This window comes from Streptococcus sanguinis (assembly GCF_050222175.1).
In the GTDB taxonomy this organism is placed as follows: Bacteria; Bacillota; Bacilli; order Lactobacillales; family Streptococcaceae; genus Streptococcus; species Streptococcus sanguinis_M.
The window spans coordinates 1,978,952-1,995,036 of the sequence record NZ_CP071420.1; the positions used below are offsets into that span (position 1 = coordinate 1,978,952).

Below are 16,085 nucleotides of genomic sequence, written 5' to 3' on the forward strand. Positions count from 1 at the left end.
GTGTAGCAAGGATAAGAGGCTAAGTCAATAAAAGATGGACTATTCGAAAAACTTTAGAAATATTTTAGAATTACTTGAAGGATATTTGAGAATCGAACTTTAAAATAGAAAGAAATAAGAAATTTATGTGCTATAAAAAGGAGGCTCGATATGTTTAAAATTTTTTGCAAAATCGTTTTTAGAAGTATTACTTTCGCCCTTGAGGGCTAAGGAAAAAAAGCTGAGACATTCATATCTCAGCTTTTTTCTATTTTACAGATGCTCCGTTAGTCGCGATAACTTCCTTATACCAATCAAAGGATTTTTTCTTGGAACGTTTGAGTGTTCCCTTTCCTTCATTGTCCCGGTCCACGTAGATAAAGCCATAGCGCTTCTTCATCTCGCCAGTGCCAGCTGATACTAGATCAATACAGCCCCAGGTCGTGTAGCCCCACAGAACCACACCGTCTTCATTGATGGCTTCTCGCATGGCCTTGACATGGGCAGCCAAGTAGTCAATCCGGTAATCATCAGCTACATAGCCATTTTCATCTGGAGTATCCACTGCGCCCAGACCGTTTTCCACGATAAACATGGGCTTTTGATAGCGATCCCAAATGGTATTTAGCGTAATGCGCAAGCCCAGAGGATCAATCTGCCAGCCCCACTCAGAAGCTTCCAAATAAGGGTTTTTGAGAGAAGCAAAGATATTGCCCTCGGTCAGCTCATTAACCTTAGGATCTCCCGAAGCTACCCGGCTAGAGTAGTATGAGAAGGAAATGAAGTCCACCGTATGCTCCTTGAGCAGCTGCAGGTCTTCTTCTGTCATCTCGACAGTGATACCCTCGCGCTCCCAAGCTTTCTTGGCATAGTTAGGATATTCTCCACGCGCCTGCACGTCGATGAAGAAATAGTTTTTCCTGTCTTCCTCCATACCAGCCCATATATCGCGTGGATGACAGGTATTAGGATAATTTTGACCCGCCGCTAACATACAGCCGACCTTATTTTCCGGATCAATCTCATGAGCCAGCTTGGTAGCAATAGCTGAGGCAACCAGCTCATGATGGGCCGCTTGGTACTTGACCTGCTCTTCATTTTCGCCTTCTTCAAAGCAGAGCCCCGCCCCCATAAATGGTGCATGGAGGATCATATTAATTTCATTGAAGGTCAGCCAGTACTTGACCAAGCCCTTGTAGCGGGTAAAGAGAGTACGGCAGAGACGCTCATAAAATTCCAGCATCTTACGGCTCCGCCAACCACCATACTCCTCAATCAAGTGCATGGGACAGTCAAAGTGAGTAATGGTCACCAAGGGCTCAATGCCGTACTTATGGCATTCCTTAAAGAGGTCTTCGTAAAATTTCAAGCCAGCTTCATTGGGCTCCATCTCATCCCCCTTAGGAAAAATCCGGCTCCAAGCAATGGACAGCCGATAGGTCTTAAAACCCATCTCACCAAAGAGGGCAATGTCCTCCTTGAAGCGATGGTACATATCAATGGCTTCCTTGGCTGGGTAGAAATAGCCATCCTCAAAGTCAAACATCTTTTTCTTACCTGTTATGATAGCCAGACGCTCCTCACCAATCGGCACCACATCTACATTGGCCAGCCCGCGACCATCCGCATCATAAGCACCCTCGCACTGGTTGGCAGCTGTCGCTCCGCCCCACAAGAAACCATCCGGAAAAGTCAGTTTTTCGGTCATCTTTTTGCCTCCTTATCAATTAAACGTTTTTCTTATATTATAATAAACAATCAGCAAATAAACTTCTAGCATCCTATGGAAAATTGATACTATTCCAAGTTCTATGGTGTCTGTGAGGTTCGGCATTTCCGATACTCTTCAGCTCATGTGGAGGCACCTCAAAGGAGGTCAAGACGGCAGGACGTCCAGTTGCTGGCCAATGAGGAGAGAGGTGGCATTAGGAGGGGGATCAACTAATCTGTATTTTATTTGTAATAGCATAGATATCATTGTCATCTATCAGGAACTGGCTATCATCATGAGGATCCACATAGACTGGGATAGGTCTAGGATTCTGGCTGTAAGAGATAAAATGATGTTCTCTTAAAGGAAGGCAAATGCTGGTTTGATAGGGCACTTGGTTAATATCAAATTCAAGCCAAATCTCATGCAACGGATTATACTCTCTAAACTGTTCAGCGGGGATAACATCGATAATATATCCGTCATAGACAGGCCCTAGTCTTCTGGCTTGAGCGAGGCTAGCCTTCTTTATCCAAGCAGCAATGATTAGAGAGAGAATCTTGCCGACTAGCAATAGACTAAAGCCAGGCAAGAAGACTATATAAAAGAAATGACGGTTTTCACTAGAAGCACTCTGATAAGGATACTCAGGATTATAGGCAATAGGGATTTGACTTTGAATTTTGGGTTGTGTAAATCTACCGAGAACAGAATGGCCTTCATAAGTTACGCCGTCTACTTGATATTGGTAGATGCTATTATAAAGACTTAATCCTCCTCCTCCTCTACTTCCTCCGGTTTCATACACATCATAGTCAATGACTTGAGCGGATGTAGTTTTCCAACCATAAAATACGGCTTTGAATTGCCCTGTTGCAGTGATACAGATATAAGTGAGGGCTATCATAATCAGGCTTAGGTAGACTAAAGATACAATGGGATTCTCTTTACGAACTGTTCCCTCAACAATGCTGATGCTTTTTGCCGCCTTGGGTTGCGGCTTTGGCTCCTGTAGAGGATTAAAGGCCTGATAGAGGGAGCCGGCAGCAAATGCCATAAATAATAAGAATCCCAGCAATGGCATGAGTACAAGGACAGGGATGGGGATGTCATTCTTATATTGGCTCTGATCAGGCGACTTGGGATTATAGAGAATGCTAATGGTTTGCCCAGACTTAGGCACTTCATATTGATAGATGTCTGAAATCCCTTGGTAGGTTTGGCCATCAACAATGTAGTGATAAATAGGGTAGTAAGTGGGCGTAGAGCGATTTTCCGGACTGGTCGTAAAATCGCTCACCTCAGCCGTTATGGTCTGCCACCCCTGAAATCGACTCTTATACCAATTAGTGGACGAGACATCTTTCAGCATCATGAACAGAAACGACAGCCCCACGAAACAGCTGAATAAAGCAAAGAGTAGTTTGTATAATTTGTTTGAAATAGTATTGTCTTTTGTCATATTATCCTATTATACCATAGGTCAGGGATTTTTAGCCTTTTTATACTCATCCAAAATCAAAGCGCAATTTTTTATAACCACCTTGGTTTAATCGAGCTCACAACTGAAATAACAAACTCCCAATCTAGCATTTCTCTTCAGACCAGTGATAGATTTTCCTTATCAGTGCGATAAAAAATACATATTACTAAAGGTCTGTTATCTATGCTACACTAGGAACATCAAGTGTTTAAGGAGTGAGAGCCGTGAACTGGGACGTCGTTAGTGATTACTATCCCCTCTATCAAGAGGCCTTTCTTTTAACCATGTTCATCGCCTTTTGGGGGATTTTGGGATCAATTGCTGTCGGATTCTTAGTCAGTCTGATTCGCTTTTACAAGATTCCAGTTTTGAAGCCGCTAGCAACCGCCTATATCGAGTTTTCCCGCAATACGCCACTGTTGCTGCAGCTTTTCTTTCTCTACTTTGGCTTGCCTCGTGTTGGACTCGTTCTATCCTCTGAGGCTTGTGCGACGATTGGGCTAATCTTTCTGGGCGGTTCCTACATGGCTGAGTCTTTCCGAAGCGGCCTAGAAGCAGTCAGCCAAACGCAGAGGGAAGTCGGACTCTCTATCGGCCTACGACCAGTACAAGTCTTCTACTATGTCATCCTGCCTCAGGCTGCAGCTATTGCCCTGCCTTCCTTTAGTGCCAATGTCATCTTTTTAATCAAGGAAACCTCAGTATTTTCAGCTGTTGCCTTGGCAGACCTAATGTTTGTAGCTAAGGACTTGATTGGCCTTTACTACGAGACAGATACAGCTCTGCTCATGTTGGTCATTGCTTATCTGATTATTTTGCTGCCAATTTCACTTGGCTTTAGCTGGATAGAAAGGAGGCTGCGGCGTGCAGGATTCGGGCATTCAAGTTCTCTTTCAGGGGAATAATTTCTTACGTATCTTACAGGGGCTGGGCGTTACCATTGGTATTTCCATCCTCTCGGTCATCATCTCCCTTATCTTGGGAACTATTTTTGGCATCATCATGACCTCGCACTCAAAAGTCGTGCGCTTTCTGTCCAGAGCCTATCTAGAGTTTATCCGCGTCATGCCCCAGCTGGTTCTGCTCTTTCTGGTTTACTTTGGCTTAGCCAGAAATTTCGACATCAATATCTCTGGTGAGCTTTCAGCCATCATCGTCTTCTCTCTTTGGGGAACTGCGGAGATGGGAGACTTGGTACGAGGTGCTATTACTTCCCTGCCCAAGCATCAGTTTGAGAGTGGTCAGGCACTGGGACTGTCTCAGCGCCAGCTCTATGTCTACATTATCATCCCACAGGTACTGCGTCGGCTTTTACCACAGGCGATTAATCTAATCACGCGGATGATTAAGACAACCTCACTCATCGTCCTTATCGGAGTCATTGAGGTTGTCAAGGTCGGCCAGCAGATCATTGACAGCAATCGTCTGTCTATCCCTTCTGCTGCTTTTTGGATTTATGGCTGCATTCTGCTGCTTTACTTCGCAGTCTGCTTCCCTATTTCTAAGCTGTCCTCTTATTTGGAAACCATCTGGAAGGAGTAACGGACATCATGTCGGAAATCATTTTAGAATTACGGGACATTCGCAAGTCTTTCGGTAGCAATGCCATCCTTAAAGGCCTGTCTCTTTCTGTCCAAAAAGGAGAGGTCGTGGTCATCCTAGGATCATCTGGCTGCGGCAAGTCGACCCTGCTTCGCTGTATCAACGGCCTTGAAAGCATCCAGTCTGGCGATATTTTACTGGATGGCCAGTCCATCCTCAGCCAGAAAAAGGACTTCCATCTCGTTCGTCAGAAGATTGGCATGGTCTTTCAAAGCTATGAGCTCTTCCCCCATCTGGATGTCCTGCAAAATCTGATTCTTGGTCCCATAAAGGCTCAGGGGCGCAAGAAAGACGAGGTCATTAAGGAAGCTGAAAACCTGCTGGAGCGGGTCGGCCTGGCTGATAAAAAGCACAGTTTTGCTCGCCAACTGTCTGGCGGCCAAAAGCAGCGGGTGGCAATCGTCCGTTCGCTCCTCATGCACCCAGAAATCATCCTTTTTGATGAAGTAACTGCTTCGCTGGATCCCGAGATGGTTCGCGAAGTGCTTGAGCTTATTAATGACCTGGCTGAGGAAGGCCGGACCATGCTGATTGTGACCCACGAAATGCAGTTCGCCCGCGCCATTGCCGATCGGATCATCTTCATGGACAAAGGTGGTATCCTCGAGGAAAATACCGCCCAACAGTTCTTCAGCCAACCCAAAACCCAGCGAGCCCAGGAATTTCTCAATGTCTTTGACTTCAGTCATCTAGGCTGACAGTTATGCCTACCCCACCACTGAGGTGGCTGCTCTTTGGTATCTCTGTGTTTTCTTCGCATTTCCATATCTTATAAAGGAGTCTCTTATGAAATTATCTAAAACAATCTTTGCTTTAACAACTCTAACTCTGGCTTTCTTCCTTGTCGCTTGCGGAACTTCCAGCAAGAAAGATGCTGGTAACAAAGATGCAGCTTCCAGCAAAACGGTCAAGGCTCGCAGCCTAGAGGAAATTAAAAAGAGCGGCAAACTTCGTATTGCAGTTTTCAGCGACAAGAAACCGTTCGGCTATGTAGATAACAACGGCAAATATCAAGGCTATGACATTTATCTGGGCGACCAACTAGCCAAAGATTTAGGTGTTAAGCCAGAGTACGTGCCTGTAGATGCTGCCAACCGGGCTGAATACTTAATCTCCAACAAGGTCGATATCACCCTAGCCAACTTCACTGTCACAGACGAGCGGAAAAAACAAGTTGACTTCGCCTTGCCTTATATGAAAGTATCTCTCGGAGTCGTATCACCAAAAGGCTCAGTTATCACCAAGCCTGAGCAGTTGGAAGGAAAGACCCTAATCATCACCAAGGGAACCACGGCTGAAACCTACTTTGAAAAGAACTACCCGAATATCAAACTGCAAAAGTATGATCAGTACAGCGATGCTTACCAAGCCCTGCTGGACGGCCGCGGCGATGCCTTTTCTACAGACAATACTGAAGTCCTAGCCTGGGCGCTGGAAAACAAGGGATTTGAAGTTGGCATCACTTCGCTGGGTGACCCAGACACCATTGCCCCAGCTGTGCAGAAAGGCAATACCGAGCTGCTCAACTACATCAACGACGAAATCAAGAAACTCGGCAAAGAAAACTTCTTCCACAAGGCCTATGAAGAAACTCTCCACCCAACATACGGCGAAGCTGCTAAGGCTGACGACCTAGTTGTTGAAGGCGGGGAAGTTAAATAAACCTGCTGATATAGAGCAAGAAGTTGGACAAAAACTTAATTTCTAGCCGAAATATAATAATAGTTCACATAAAAACGCATAAAATCAACACTTTTGTAATCAGTTGATTTTATGCGTTTTTTCTATGTTAAACAGACCTATTTCATTCGATAAAAATCAATCACTAGACCAGCCGGACCTTTAACTAGCAGGGACTCCGTTCCCCAATCAGTTACAGCTGGGTCGTGTAAAATCTCAGCACCAAGCTCTTTCAATCGTTTGTAGTTCTGGTTTACATCCTCAACCTCGATGTGAAGAATGATTCCTGACTGGAAATTTTCCAAAGGAATCAAATGATTTTGGGACAACATGAGGCAATGACTGCCAATCGTGAACTGAGCAAAACTGTCGTCAACATAGTCTGCCTCTTTATCCAAAATACGCTCCAAGTCAGCACAGACTTGGGGAACATTTGAAACGATAATATCTAATTGATTTAAATTCATTGACTATTCTCCAGAAAAAGACCAGATTGCTCCGATCTTTTCAAGTTCGACTCTAGGAAAATCAAAGAATAAAGGCTACAAAGCTTACATTTGATTTTCAACAAGAGGAATTATTTAATTGCGCGTGATTGCAATCCTTCTTCTTCCAAGAAGAGGCGGAATGGTACGAGTTCTTCTGCTTCGTATTTTTCCTTGAAGGCTTTGATCGCATCTTCTGAGTGAAGTTTTGGATCGAGTTCAAGTACTTCTACTGGAAGCGGACGGTGTTGAGTGATGCGGGCATCGATGACAACAGTCTTACCTTCTTTGTTGAGTTTTACAGCTTCTGCAACGACTGCGTCAATGTCTTCGATGCGGTCTACTGTAAATCCAACAGCTCCTTGAGCTTCAGCGATTTTCGCGTAGTCAGCGTTAGTGAAGTCTACACCAAACAAGTGTTTGTTTGTATCTTCGTATTTGTTCTTGATGAAGCCGTACTCAGCATTTGAGAAGACAAGGTTGATAACTGGAAGGTCATATTGAACGTTTGTGATCACGTCTGGGTAGCACATGTTAAATGCACCGTCACCCATGATGTTCCATACTTGGCGATCTGGATTGTCTTTCTTAGCAGCGATACCACCAGGAAGGGCAATACCCATTGTCGCAAAGAGCGGAGATGTACGCCACATGTTCTTAGGTGTCATGTGAAGGTGACGAGTCGATGTTTGAGTTGTGTTACCTACATCGATTGAGTAGATAGCGTCTTGGTCAGCATGTTTGTTAATGGCATTGTATACTTGGTACAATTGCAATTCACCCTCAGTTTTACCTTCGAGTTTGTTCATGTAATCGCGCCAGTTTTGGTTGTTCTTAACGTTTGCACGCCACCATGGAGTAGATTCAACTGGGTTAACTTTGTCAAGGATTGCTTTCGCTGCTTGACCTGCATCACCAAGGATTGAAGCGTCAAGGGCATGACGCTTACCAAGTTTGTAAGGATCGATATCCACTTGGATGAATTTTTCAGTGTTCTTGAAGGCTTCGTAAACTTCAGCAAATGGGAAGTTTGAACCAAGGAAAAGAACTGTGTCTGCCTCAAAGACAACTTCGTTGGCTGGTTTCCAACCAACACGGTAAGCAGAACCTGTCAGACCTTCGTAGTTCCATTCAAAAGCTTCAAAGTTTTTACCAGTTGTGATGATTGGTGCTTTGATTTTACGTGACAATTCAGTGATGACTTCACCAGCTTTGACACCACCGTAACCAGCATAGATAACTGGACGTTCAGCATTGTTCAAGATTTCAACTGCTTTGTCGATTTCAACTTCGTTCAAGGCAGGAGCAATAAATGAACGTTCGTATGAACCTGAACCGTAGTATGAGTTTTCGTCGATTTCTTGGAAACCAAAGTTTACTGGAATTTCAACAACAGCTGGACCTTTTTTAGAAACTGCAGCACGGCAAGCTTCGTCGATTACTTTCGGCAATTGCTCAGCGTAAGCGACACGTTTGTTGTAGACAGCGATACCGTTGTACATTGGGTTTTGGTTAAGCTCTTGGAAGGCATCCATGTTGAGTTCGTTGACTGGACGTGATCCAAGGATAGCAAGGAATGGAGTATTATCCATAGCTGCATCGTACACACCGTTAATCAAGTGGGTCGCACCTGGACCACCTGAACCAACTGCAACCCCGATTGAGCCGCCGAATTTAGCTTGCATCACCGCTGCAAGAGCACCAGTTTCTTCGTGGCGAACTTGCAAAAAACGGATATCTTTGTCTTCAGCCAAAGCATCCATAAGTGAGCTGAGTGTTCCTGATGGGATACCGTAGATGGTGTCTACGCCCCATGTTTTCAATACGTTGAGCATTGCTGCAGATGCAGTAATTTTTCCTTGAGTCATTCTAACTCTCCTTTAAATCTATTTTGATCCTTTAAAAATGTAGCATAGCGCTTCTACTCCATCTTTGCGATCAGGTTTCGTTTTGAAAATGAGTTTTTTCTGACATTTCTCATGAAAACGATTTACAAAACGATTACAGTATTAATTTATCACAAAGAGATTCACATATATAAGAATCTGCTCAGAGATGCTCAATCCCTATTACATAACAGATGCTCTTTTTTTGAGAAAATTTCACAAACTATAGTAAAATAGGATATTTTATTATAATTTGCATGCACCTCTAAGACTTGTAGCTGTAGGAAATCAAACAAAAAGCGATACAAAATTCTGTATCACTTTTTATTTCATTTAATCAATTTTCTCAACATTGAGAAGCAGCGAGCTAGTCAAAACAGACAAAGAACTAAGGGCCATAGCAAGACCTGCTAGTTCTGGATTGAGGGTCAATCCCAGTCCTACAAAGACTCCAGCAGCAATTGGAAGCCCAAGGATATTGTAGATAGAGGCCCAGAAGAGATTGAGTAAGATCCTGCGGAAGGTCTTTTGACTCATGTCAAAGGCGCGCACAACGCCAAGTAAATCATTTTGCGTGAGCACGATGCCACCGGACTCGATCGCAATATCCGTTCCAGATCCCATAGCGATCCCCACATCTGCGATCGAGAGAGCTGGAGCATCATTGATCCCATCTCCAACAAAGGCGACCTTGCTAGCTTCTTGCAGTTTTTGGATGGCGCTAGCTTTTTCTTGAGGAAGGACATCAGCAATGACGGTGTCAATTCCCACTTGCTTAGCAATAGCTTGGGCCACCCGTTCATTATCCCCCGTTAACATGACCGTTTTCAAGCCCCGTTCTTTGAGCTTTTTGATCGCTTCTTTTGAGCTGGCCTTCGGAGCATCTTGAATGGCAATCAAGCCAATCACTTGCCCATCCACAGACAAACTGATCACTGTTTTGGCCTGCTCTTGCAACTCTACCATCCGTTTTTCAAGCTCCGGATCCATCGCTGTCCCGTCATGAAGTTTGCCATTTCCCAAGGTCACCAACTGCTGGTCGATCTGACCTTGGACCCCTTTTCCTTCAATCGCTTGGAAGTTTTCCACAGGGAATAACACCAAACCTTTTTCTTCTGCTTGGGATAACACCGCTTGGGCTAGTGGATGTTCTGAAAAAGTTTCAAGACTAGCAGCCAGTGTCAAGACACGCGCTTCATCTCCTACAACATCGGTTACAAGTGGTTGGCCAATGGTAATAGTCCCTGTCTTATCAAACACAACGGTTTGAATCTTTTGCACTTCTTGAAGAACCGTTCCATTTTTAATCAGAACCCCCATCTTGGCACTACGGCCGGTTCCGACCATCAGGGCTGTTGGGGTTGCTAAACCAAGGGCACAAGGACAGGCAATAATGAGGACAGAGACTGCATAGAGCATGGCCTCTTGAAGCGACGCGCCCAGAAGCACGGACCAAACCCAGAAAGTCGCAATGGCCAAAATCGTCACCACTGGAACAAAGATACCTGAAATCTTATCCGTCAAATCTTGAATAGGAGCACGACTGGATTGGGCCATTTTGACAAAGTCCACAATTTGAGATAAGAGGGTCTCACTACCGACTTTTTCAGCCTTAAAGAGAATGGTCCCATTGCTGTTGATAGTGGAGCCGATAACTGCATCACCAACTGATTTTTCCACAGGCAAGCTTTCACCTGTCACCATCGACTCATCAATGGTCGTACTTCCTTCTACAATCGTCCCATCAACCGCAATCTTTTCCCCAGGACGGACCCGAATCAAGTCATCAATTTGGATATCTTCTGCCGCCACCTCGACATAGTTCCCATCACGGAGAACTTGAGCCGTTTTTGCCTGCAAATCCAACAACTTTTCCACAGCCTCGGAGGCATTGTTACGCATCCGTTCTTCAAAGATTTGCCCTAAGAGGATAAAGAAGATGATAAAACCCGCAGCCTCAAAGTATACTGGCTGACCAGTAAAAAGGGCAAATACACTATAGACATAGGCTACCAGGGTTCCAAGAGCTACCAAGGTATCCATATTGGAATGGTGCTTCTTAAATGAGGCCCAGGCACTCTTGATAAAAGGAACTCCTGCTACCAACATGATCGGCGTTGTCGCTAGAAAAGTCCCCCAGCGACTGACTGTATGGGATACAAATCCTGCCATCATCCCGATCATCAAGATCAATAAAGGAAGGGTAAAGATACTAGTAATCCAAAAGCGATCCCGTAAACTTAAGACACGACGGCGTTTTTCCACAACCGTGTAGGAACCCTTTTGCATCTTCATTCCACATGAAAACTCGAAGTCCCCTGTTTCTGTCGGGGTAAAGGATATCACCTTATCCACACCGACTTCCAAAGGCTCTAAAATCCCCTGATCTTCAAACAAAATTTCCTTGTAACAGCCGGAAGGATTGACCCGATGGAAGGTGATTTCAGCAGGGATCCCTTTTTGAAGTTGAAATTCTTTGGGACTATAGCCCTTTTCTGCTGTAATACGGATCTTTTGCACTCCGTTTTCCACAACTGCTTTTTGTTTTTCTACCATACCTACTCCTTTATTCCACAATCATGTGACCATGCATCATGTTCATTCCACATGAATACCCATATTCGCCCGCTTTTTCTGGCGTAATTTCAATGACATGTTTTTCACCTAAAGGCAAATCTTCGTGAACGCCAAAATCTGGAAAGATCACTTGAGCCAGACATGAAGATGGATCCTTGCGATTAAAGATGATCCGGGCTGGAACATTCTTTTTCAGGACAATGGTTTCAGGCGAATAGCCCCCCATGACTTCGACTTCAATTTCTTGATAACCTGATTTCTGACGAGCGTGGCCGCTTACCTTTTCATGCTCTGCAAAGAACCACCAAGCAATAAAAGCAACCACAAGTAAACAAACAATACTAATCAACAATCCAAACATGGAATTTCCTTCTTTCTACTACATACAATTGCAAGGGACTGTTTCGACAGCCTCTGCTTTCTTTTCTTCCAGGACCTGCTGCAGCTGATTAAGATCTGCAAGCGTAAAGTCACTCTCCTGAATCAAGTTTTCAAGCACCTGGACAATCCTTTTGGAGCAAACCTTGTCTTTCACATCCTCAACGACCAAGTCTAAACTCTGGTCCTGCTTCAACAAAGCCGAGTAAACAAAGGCTTTGCCTGATTTTTCTCTAGTCAAACATCCTTTCTCCACCAAGCGGGTCAAGAGAGTCTTGACCGTCGACTTCGACCAGTCAAAGCGCTCGGACAAGACGGCGATCAAATCCGTGCTGGTCTGCTTGCCTTCCATCCAGATAATCTTCATGATGCGCCATTCCGCATTGGAAATTTGCATAGCTTCTCCTTTCAAAATCTACATTTGTAAATCTTATGATACTATTTTATCTCTAAGATTTACATTTGTCAACCAAAAGTTTTTAAAAAAAATCTTCCTTTGAAGATTTGTCTGGTTGGGCTTTTTTCGCTCCCTATTTTTATCTCTATAACGTCTCCTGCAAAGCCTTGGACAGGGCTGCATAGCCAGCAATGGTCAGATGGAGGCCGTCAGTTGTGTAGTCTGGGCGCAGCTGGCCTTTCTCGTCCAGAAAAGCATCGTAGAGATCAATAAATTGGACATTCATGTAGGCGTTAGCCAGCTGGCGATAGGCCTGATTGAGGGCCTGAATCTTTTCATTGCTGCGGACATAGACCGTGCTCTTGTAGGCTGGATCTTCATTGACCGGCAGGACCGACAGCAACTGGAGCTGAGCCAGAGGATAGTCACGAGAAATCTCCTGAATAACGGCTTCCAAATTGGACAGCGTTTCTGTCTGAGGCATCTCCTTGCCAATGTCATTGGTACCTATCAGGATAAAGACCTTATCCAAAGCCTGCCCAAAGAGATGGGCATCCAGATTTTCTAAAAGCAAATCAGTCTTATAGCCCCGAATGCCGCGGTTGACCAGCCTTTTATCCGTCTGCAGGAGCTCATAGAGAGGATAGTATTCCACAATGGAGTCTCCGATAAAGATGATGTCTGGATCCTTGACGGAGAGTTGATTGAGTTCTCTGTAGTTTTGCTGCAATTTTGCCTGCTCCTTGAGAAGCCATTCTTCTAGTAATTGTACTGTCATTATTCTTTTTCCTCTTCTAAGTATTGCTCAATCACCTGTAGAACACCGGCTTCTGTATTGGCCGGCGCTAGGTAATCTGCTACCTTTTTGACCCGCTCATCCCCATTCTCCATAGCGTAAGAAATACCAGCTAATTCAAGCATTTCTATGTCATTTTCACTATCGCCAAAAGCCATGATTTCCGAGCTTTGAATCTGCCACTTAGCCATCAGTTGCTGCAAGCCCCAGGCCTTGTGCATCCCATCTTGGAGGATGTCAATGGCTCCATAACCACTGGGAACAGCGCTCAATCGGCCTGCAAAATGCTGATTAATCAAACGAGCATGCTCTGCTGCTGCAGCCTCTTCTACCATCATACTCATTTTCAAGACCTTGTCAAAGGGATAATCCTGAAGACTAGGAACAAAATTCATACGCTTATAGAAAAGCTGGGCCATTTCCTTGGTCATAACCTTTTCAATCAAGGGAAACTCTGTTCCCTCCTGAACAAAGCCGCCTCTTTCGGAGGTCACAACCAGCTGAAGCTCCCTTTCACGACCAGAAAAATAAGCCAACGCATCCCTAATCAATCCAGGTTCCCAGAAACTGCTCATGCTTAGCTGATTCTTTTCAAAAATCCTCGCTCCGTTGGCGACTACCAAGGTCATTCGTTCTACCAAATCTCCCAATAGCAGTCGCATCCGTGGAATTTCATTGCCAGTAGCCACCACAAAGCGAATGTCTCTCTTCTCCAGCTCATCTAAAATAGTGGTCAGACGCGGCAAATCCAGCTGTCCCTGTCCGTCCAGCAAGGTTCCATCCATATCTGTCGCTATCATCTTTACAGTCATCTTTTTATCCATTCCTATCTTTATCATCCAATTTGGACCGCCCCTTTTCCAGAAAACCTCTAACTTTTAGACATATTATACTACTTAAAAAAGTAAAAAGAAAGGCAAGAAGAGGCGGATAAGACGGTCGATTTTACAAAGAGCACTTTTCAATCTTCCAGTTTTATATTATAATCATAGCTATATTCCTGTCGTAAAATTGGAGGTCCTCATGAGCAAAAAAGAAGTCGCATTCCCACGCTACCAGCAGATTGCCGTCGCCATTGCCGAGCGAATTGTTGACGGCAAATATCCTATCGGCAGCAAGATCTATGCCCGCTCTACCCTAGCCAGTAACTTCAATGTCTCCCCTGAGACAGCCCGCAAGGCTATCAATGTGCTGGTAGATCTGGAAATCATGGAAGTCCGTCATGGCAGTGGAGCCTTCATTTCTTCCAAGGAAAAAGCCCAGCAGTTCCTTGAGACCTATAAAGATGTCAACTCTCTGCAGGACCTCAAAAGCAAGCTCCACCAGAGCATCCAGCGCCAAGAGGAAGAATTTGCCAACTTTTCCCAGTTGCTTAACCAGCTTCTCAGTCGAACAAAAGATGTCCAGCAGCGCTTCCCTTTCAATCCCTACGAGCTCCAGCTCTCAGCAGACGCCATTAATCTAGGAAAATCTATCAATGAACTCAATATCTGGCACTCGACTGGCGCTACCATTGTCGCAGTACAGCAGGGCGACCAACTCCTAATCTCGCCTGGTCCTTATACCAAGCTGGAAGCCGGCAATACTATCTACTTTGTTGGCAACGAATTATCAGTCGGTTTGATGCATAATTTATTTTTTAATGAAATTGAAACAAACAAGTGAAACAGCGCTTGTTTTTTCTTTGTCAAAAAGCAGAATAGACAGGCGAATCCGCTGTCTGACAAGGTTTTTATGACTTTCAGAAATATTCCAAAAATCCCCACTCCCTTTTTTATAATAGCCGAAAAAGGCCGGTCTGACGGTCTTTTGGGTTTGACAAAGTGACCACACGATGTTATACTGTGATGGTCTTTTAAGTGACAACTCATCAAAATAAATATGTAGTCACTTGTGTAAAAGGAGAAATACGTTGAATAAACTAGAAGTAAAACATTTGACTAAAATTTTCGGAAAAAGGCAAAAGCAGGCACTAGAAATGGTGCAGCAAGCCAAAAGCAAGACGGAAATTTTAGAAAAAACAGGTGCTACTGTCGGAGTTTACGATGTAAACTTTGAGGTTCAGACCGGAGAAATTTTTGTCATCATGGGACTGTCCGGTAGTGGGAAGTCTACCCTTATCCGCCTGCTCAACCGATTGATTGACCCAACATCAGGCGACATTTACATTGACGGCCAAGATGTGGCCAAGATGAACGAAGAGGAGCTGCGTGACGTTCGCCGCCACAAGCTCAATATGGTCTTCCAAAACTTTGGACTCTTCCCGCATCGGACCATTTTGGAAAATACTGAGTTCGGTCTGGAAGTTCGAGGTGTTGATAAGGAAGAGCGCACGCGCCTAGCTGAACAAGCTCTGGACAATGCCGGTCTCCTGTCCTTCAAGGATCAATACCCCGATCAGCTCTCCGGTGGGATGCAGCAGCGGGTCGGTCTAGCTCGAGCTTTGGCCAACAATCCTGATATTCTGCTCATGGACGAAGCCTTCTCAGCTCTAGATCCCCTTATCCGCCGAGAAATGCAGGATGAACTGCTGGATCTGCAGGCAGAGCATGAGCGTACTATTATCTTTATCACCCACGATCTCAATGAGGCCCTGCGTATCGGTGACCGTATTGCTATTATGGCTGACGGTCAGATTATGCAAATTGGCACCGGTGAGGAAATCCTGACCAATCCAGCCAACGACTTCGTTCGAGAGTTCGTTGAAGATGTGGACCGCTCCAAGGTCTTGACTGCCCAGAATATCATGACAACGCCACTGACTACTAACATTGACATTGACGGACCAACCGTGGCTCTTAATCGGATGAAAAAAGAAGAGGTCAGTATGCTGCTGGCTGTGGATAGGAAGCGACATCTTAAGGGTAGTCTAACTGCCGAAGCCGCTCGAGATGCCCGCAAGCAACATCAAGCACTGGCTGAAGTGATTGATAAGAACGTCCGCAAGGTCACTCAGGAAACCCTGATTACTGATATTTTCCCGCTGATTTACGATTCACCAGCGCCTCTGGCCGTTGTAGATGATAAGGACAAGTTAGTCGGCGTTATTATCAAAGGTCGAGTCATCGAAGCCTTGGCCAATACTACTGAATCTGAAGAATAAGGGAGGTT

Annotated in this window: 15 protein-coding genes; 6 read left to right on the forward strand and 9 right to left on the reverse strand. The window is 44.8% G+C overall.

The window, feature by feature from the left end; all coding sequences use genetic code 11:
• Positions 1–247: 247 nt before the first annotated feature.
• A complete protein-coding gene (locus tag J1C91_RS09725) occupies positions 248–1,687 on the reverse strand; it encodes a 6-phospho-beta-glucosidase (RefSeq protein WP_125438432.1) in 1,440 nt (479 codons plus the stop codon).
• A gap of 229 nt (positions 1,688–1,916) precedes the next feature.
• On the reverse strand, positions 1,917–3,065 hold the full coding sequence (locus tag J1C91_RS09730; RefSeq protein ID WP_427151634.1) for a DUF3592 domain-containing protein: 1,149 nt from the start codon (positions 3,063–3,065) through the stop codon (positions 1,917–1,919).
• A 332-nt stretch (positions 3,066–3,397) separates the two neighbouring features.
• Here J1C91_RS09730 and J1C91_RS09735 point away from each other — a divergent pair, with 332 nt between their 5' ends.
• From J1C91_RS09735 to J1C91_RS09750, 4 genes are all read left to right on the forward strand, one after another.
• A complete protein-coding gene (locus J1C91_RS09735; RefSeq protein WP_002910633.1) occupies positions 3,398–4,078 on the forward strand; it encodes an amino acid ABC transporter permease in 681 nt (226 codons plus the stop codon).
• The gene (locus J1C91_RS09740) at positions 4,038–4,715 is read left to right on the forward strand and encodes an amino acid ABC transporter permease (RefSeq protein ID WP_002901449.1); all 678 of its coding nucleotides are present in this window, start codon (positions 4,038–4,040) and stop codon (positions 4,713–4,715) included. The genes J1C91_RS09735 and J1C91_RS09740 overlap by 41 nt, the downstream gene beginning before the upstream one ends.
• An 8-nt stretch (positions 4,716–4,723) precedes the next feature.
• Positions 4,724–5,473 carry an amino acid ABC transporter ATP-binding protein gene (locus tag J1C91_RS09745; protein WP_002910634.1) on the forward strand — a complete coding sequence of 250 codons (750 nt, stop codon included), beginning with the start codon at positions 4,724–4,726 and terminating at the stop codon, positions 5,471–5,473.
• A gap of 88 nt (positions 5,474–5,561) precedes the next feature.
• The gene (locus J1C91_RS09750) at positions 5,562–6,437 is read left to right on the forward strand and encodes a cysteine ABC transporter substrate-binding protein (RefSeq protein ID WP_002911194.1); all 876 of its coding nucleotides are present in this window, start codon (positions 5,562–5,564) and stop codon (positions 6,435–6,437) included.
• A gap of 137 nt (positions 6,438–6,574) precedes the next feature.
• On the opposite strand, the gene J1C91_RS09755 is transcribed toward J1C91_RS09750, so the two are convergent.
• The 7 genes from J1C91_RS09755 to J1C91_RS09785 form a co-directional block, all read right to left on the reverse strand.
• Entirely contained in the window at positions 6,575–6,922 is a 348-nt protein-coding gene (locus J1C91_RS09755; protein ID WP_002910637.1) for a VOC family protein, read from the reverse strand.
• 110 nt (positions 6,923–7,032) lie between these two features.
• A complete protein-coding gene (spxB, locus tag J1C91_RS09760) occupies positions 7,033–8,808 on the reverse strand; it encodes a pyruvate oxidase (RefSeq protein WP_125438439.1) in 1,776 nt (591 codons plus the stop codon).
• Positions 8,809–9,159: 351 nt separating this feature from the next.
• Positions 9,160–11,382, reverse strand: coding sequence for a heavy metal translocating P-type ATPase (locus J1C91_RS09765; RefSeq protein ID WP_023916820.1), 2,223 nt, complete (start codon positions 11,380–11,382; stop codon positions 9,160–9,162).
• 10 nt (positions 11,383–11,392) lie between these two features.
• Entirely contained in the window at positions 11,393–11,764 is a 372-nt protein-coding gene (locus J1C91_RS09770) for a cupredoxin domain-containing protein (protein ID WP_002901455.1), read from the reverse strand.
• Positions 11,765–11,782: 18 nt separating this feature from the next.
• On the reverse strand, positions 11,783–12,178 hold the full coding sequence (locus J1C91_RS09775) for a CopY/TcrY family copper transport repressor (RefSeq protein ID WP_002903337.1): 396 nt from the start codon (positions 12,176–12,178) through the stop codon (positions 11,783–11,785).
• Between the two features lie 145 nt (positions 12,179–12,323).
• Positions 12,324–12,956 (reverse strand): SGNH/GDSL hydrolase family protein, encoded by a 633-nt coding sequence (locus tag J1C91_RS09780; protein WP_002903338.1) that lies wholly within the window; start codon positions 12,954–12,956, stop codon positions 12,324–12,326.
• Entirely contained in the window at positions 12,956–13,813 is an 858-nt protein-coding gene (locus J1C91_RS09785; RefSeq protein ID WP_185761313.1) for a Cof-type HAD-IIB family hydrolase, read from the reverse strand. The genes J1C91_RS09780 and J1C91_RS09785 overlap by 1 nt, the downstream gene beginning before the upstream one ends.
• Before the next feature lie 184 nt (positions 13,814–13,997).
• Between J1C91_RS09785 and J1C91_RS09790 the strand changes: the two genes are divergently transcribed.
• Entirely contained in the window at positions 13,998–14,639 is a 642-nt protein-coding gene (locus tag J1C91_RS09790) for a GntR family transcriptional regulator (RefSeq protein ID WP_002896558.1), read from the forward strand.
• A 247-nt stretch (positions 14,640–14,886) separates the two neighbouring features.
• On the forward strand, positions 14,887–16,077 hold the full coding sequence (locus J1C91_RS09795) for a quaternary amine ABC transporter ATP-binding protein (protein WP_002898349.1): 1,191 nt from the start codon (positions 14,887–14,889) through the stop codon (positions 16,075–16,077).
• The last annotated feature ends 8 nt before the right edge of the window (positions 16,078–16,085 follow it).

Bases quoted from the DNA above. Each gene is read 5' to 3' on its own strand.
- J1C91_RS09750 (WP_002911194.1), top strand. From the start codon at position 5,562: ATGAAATTATCTAAAACAATCTTTGCTTTAACAACTCTAACTCTGGCT.
- J1C91_RS09730 (WP_427151634.1), bottom strand. From the start codon at position 3,065: ATGATGCTGAAAGATGTCTCGTCCACTAATTGGTATAAGAGTCGATTT.
- J1C91_RS09745 (WP_002910634.1), top strand. From the start codon at position 4,724: ATGTCGGAAATCATTTTAGAATTACGGGACATTCGCAAGTCTTTCGGT.
- J1C91_RS09775 (WP_002903337.1), bottom strand. From the start codon at position 12,178: ATGCAAATTTCCAATGCGGAATGGCGCATCATGAAGATTATCTGGATG.
- J1C91_RS09780 (WP_002903338.1), bottom strand. From the start codon at position 12,956: ATGACAGTACAATTACTAGAAGAATGGCTTCTCAAGGAGCAGGCAAAA.
- J1C91_RS09770 (WP_002901455.1), bottom strand. From the start codon at position 11,764: ATGTTTGGATTGTTGATTAGTATTGTTTGTTTACTTGTGGTTGCTTTT.
- spxB (WP_125438439.1), bottom strand. From the start codon at position 8,808: ATGACTCAAGGAAAAATTACTGCATCTGCAGCAATGCTCAACGTATTG.
- J1C91_RS09785 (WP_185761313.1), bottom strand. From the start codon at position 13,813: ATGATAAAGATAGGAATGGATAAAAAGATGACTGTAAAGATGATAGCG.
- J1C91_RS09790 (WP_002896558.1), top strand. From the start codon at position 13,998: ATGAGCAAAAAAGAAGTCGCATTCCCACGCTACCAGCAGATTGCCGTC.
- J1C91_RS09765 (WP_023916820.1), bottom strand. From the start codon at position 11,382: ATGGTAGAAAAACAAAAAGCAGTTGTGGAAAACGGAGTGCAAAAGATC.
- J1C91_RS09725 (WP_125438432.1), bottom strand. From the start codon at position 1,687: ATGACCGAAAAACTGACTTTTCCGGATGGTTTCTTGTGGGGCGGAGCG.
- J1C91_RS09755 (WP_002910637.1), bottom strand. From the start codon at position 6,922: ATGAATTTAAATCAATTAGATATTATCGTTTCAAATGTTCCCCAAGTC.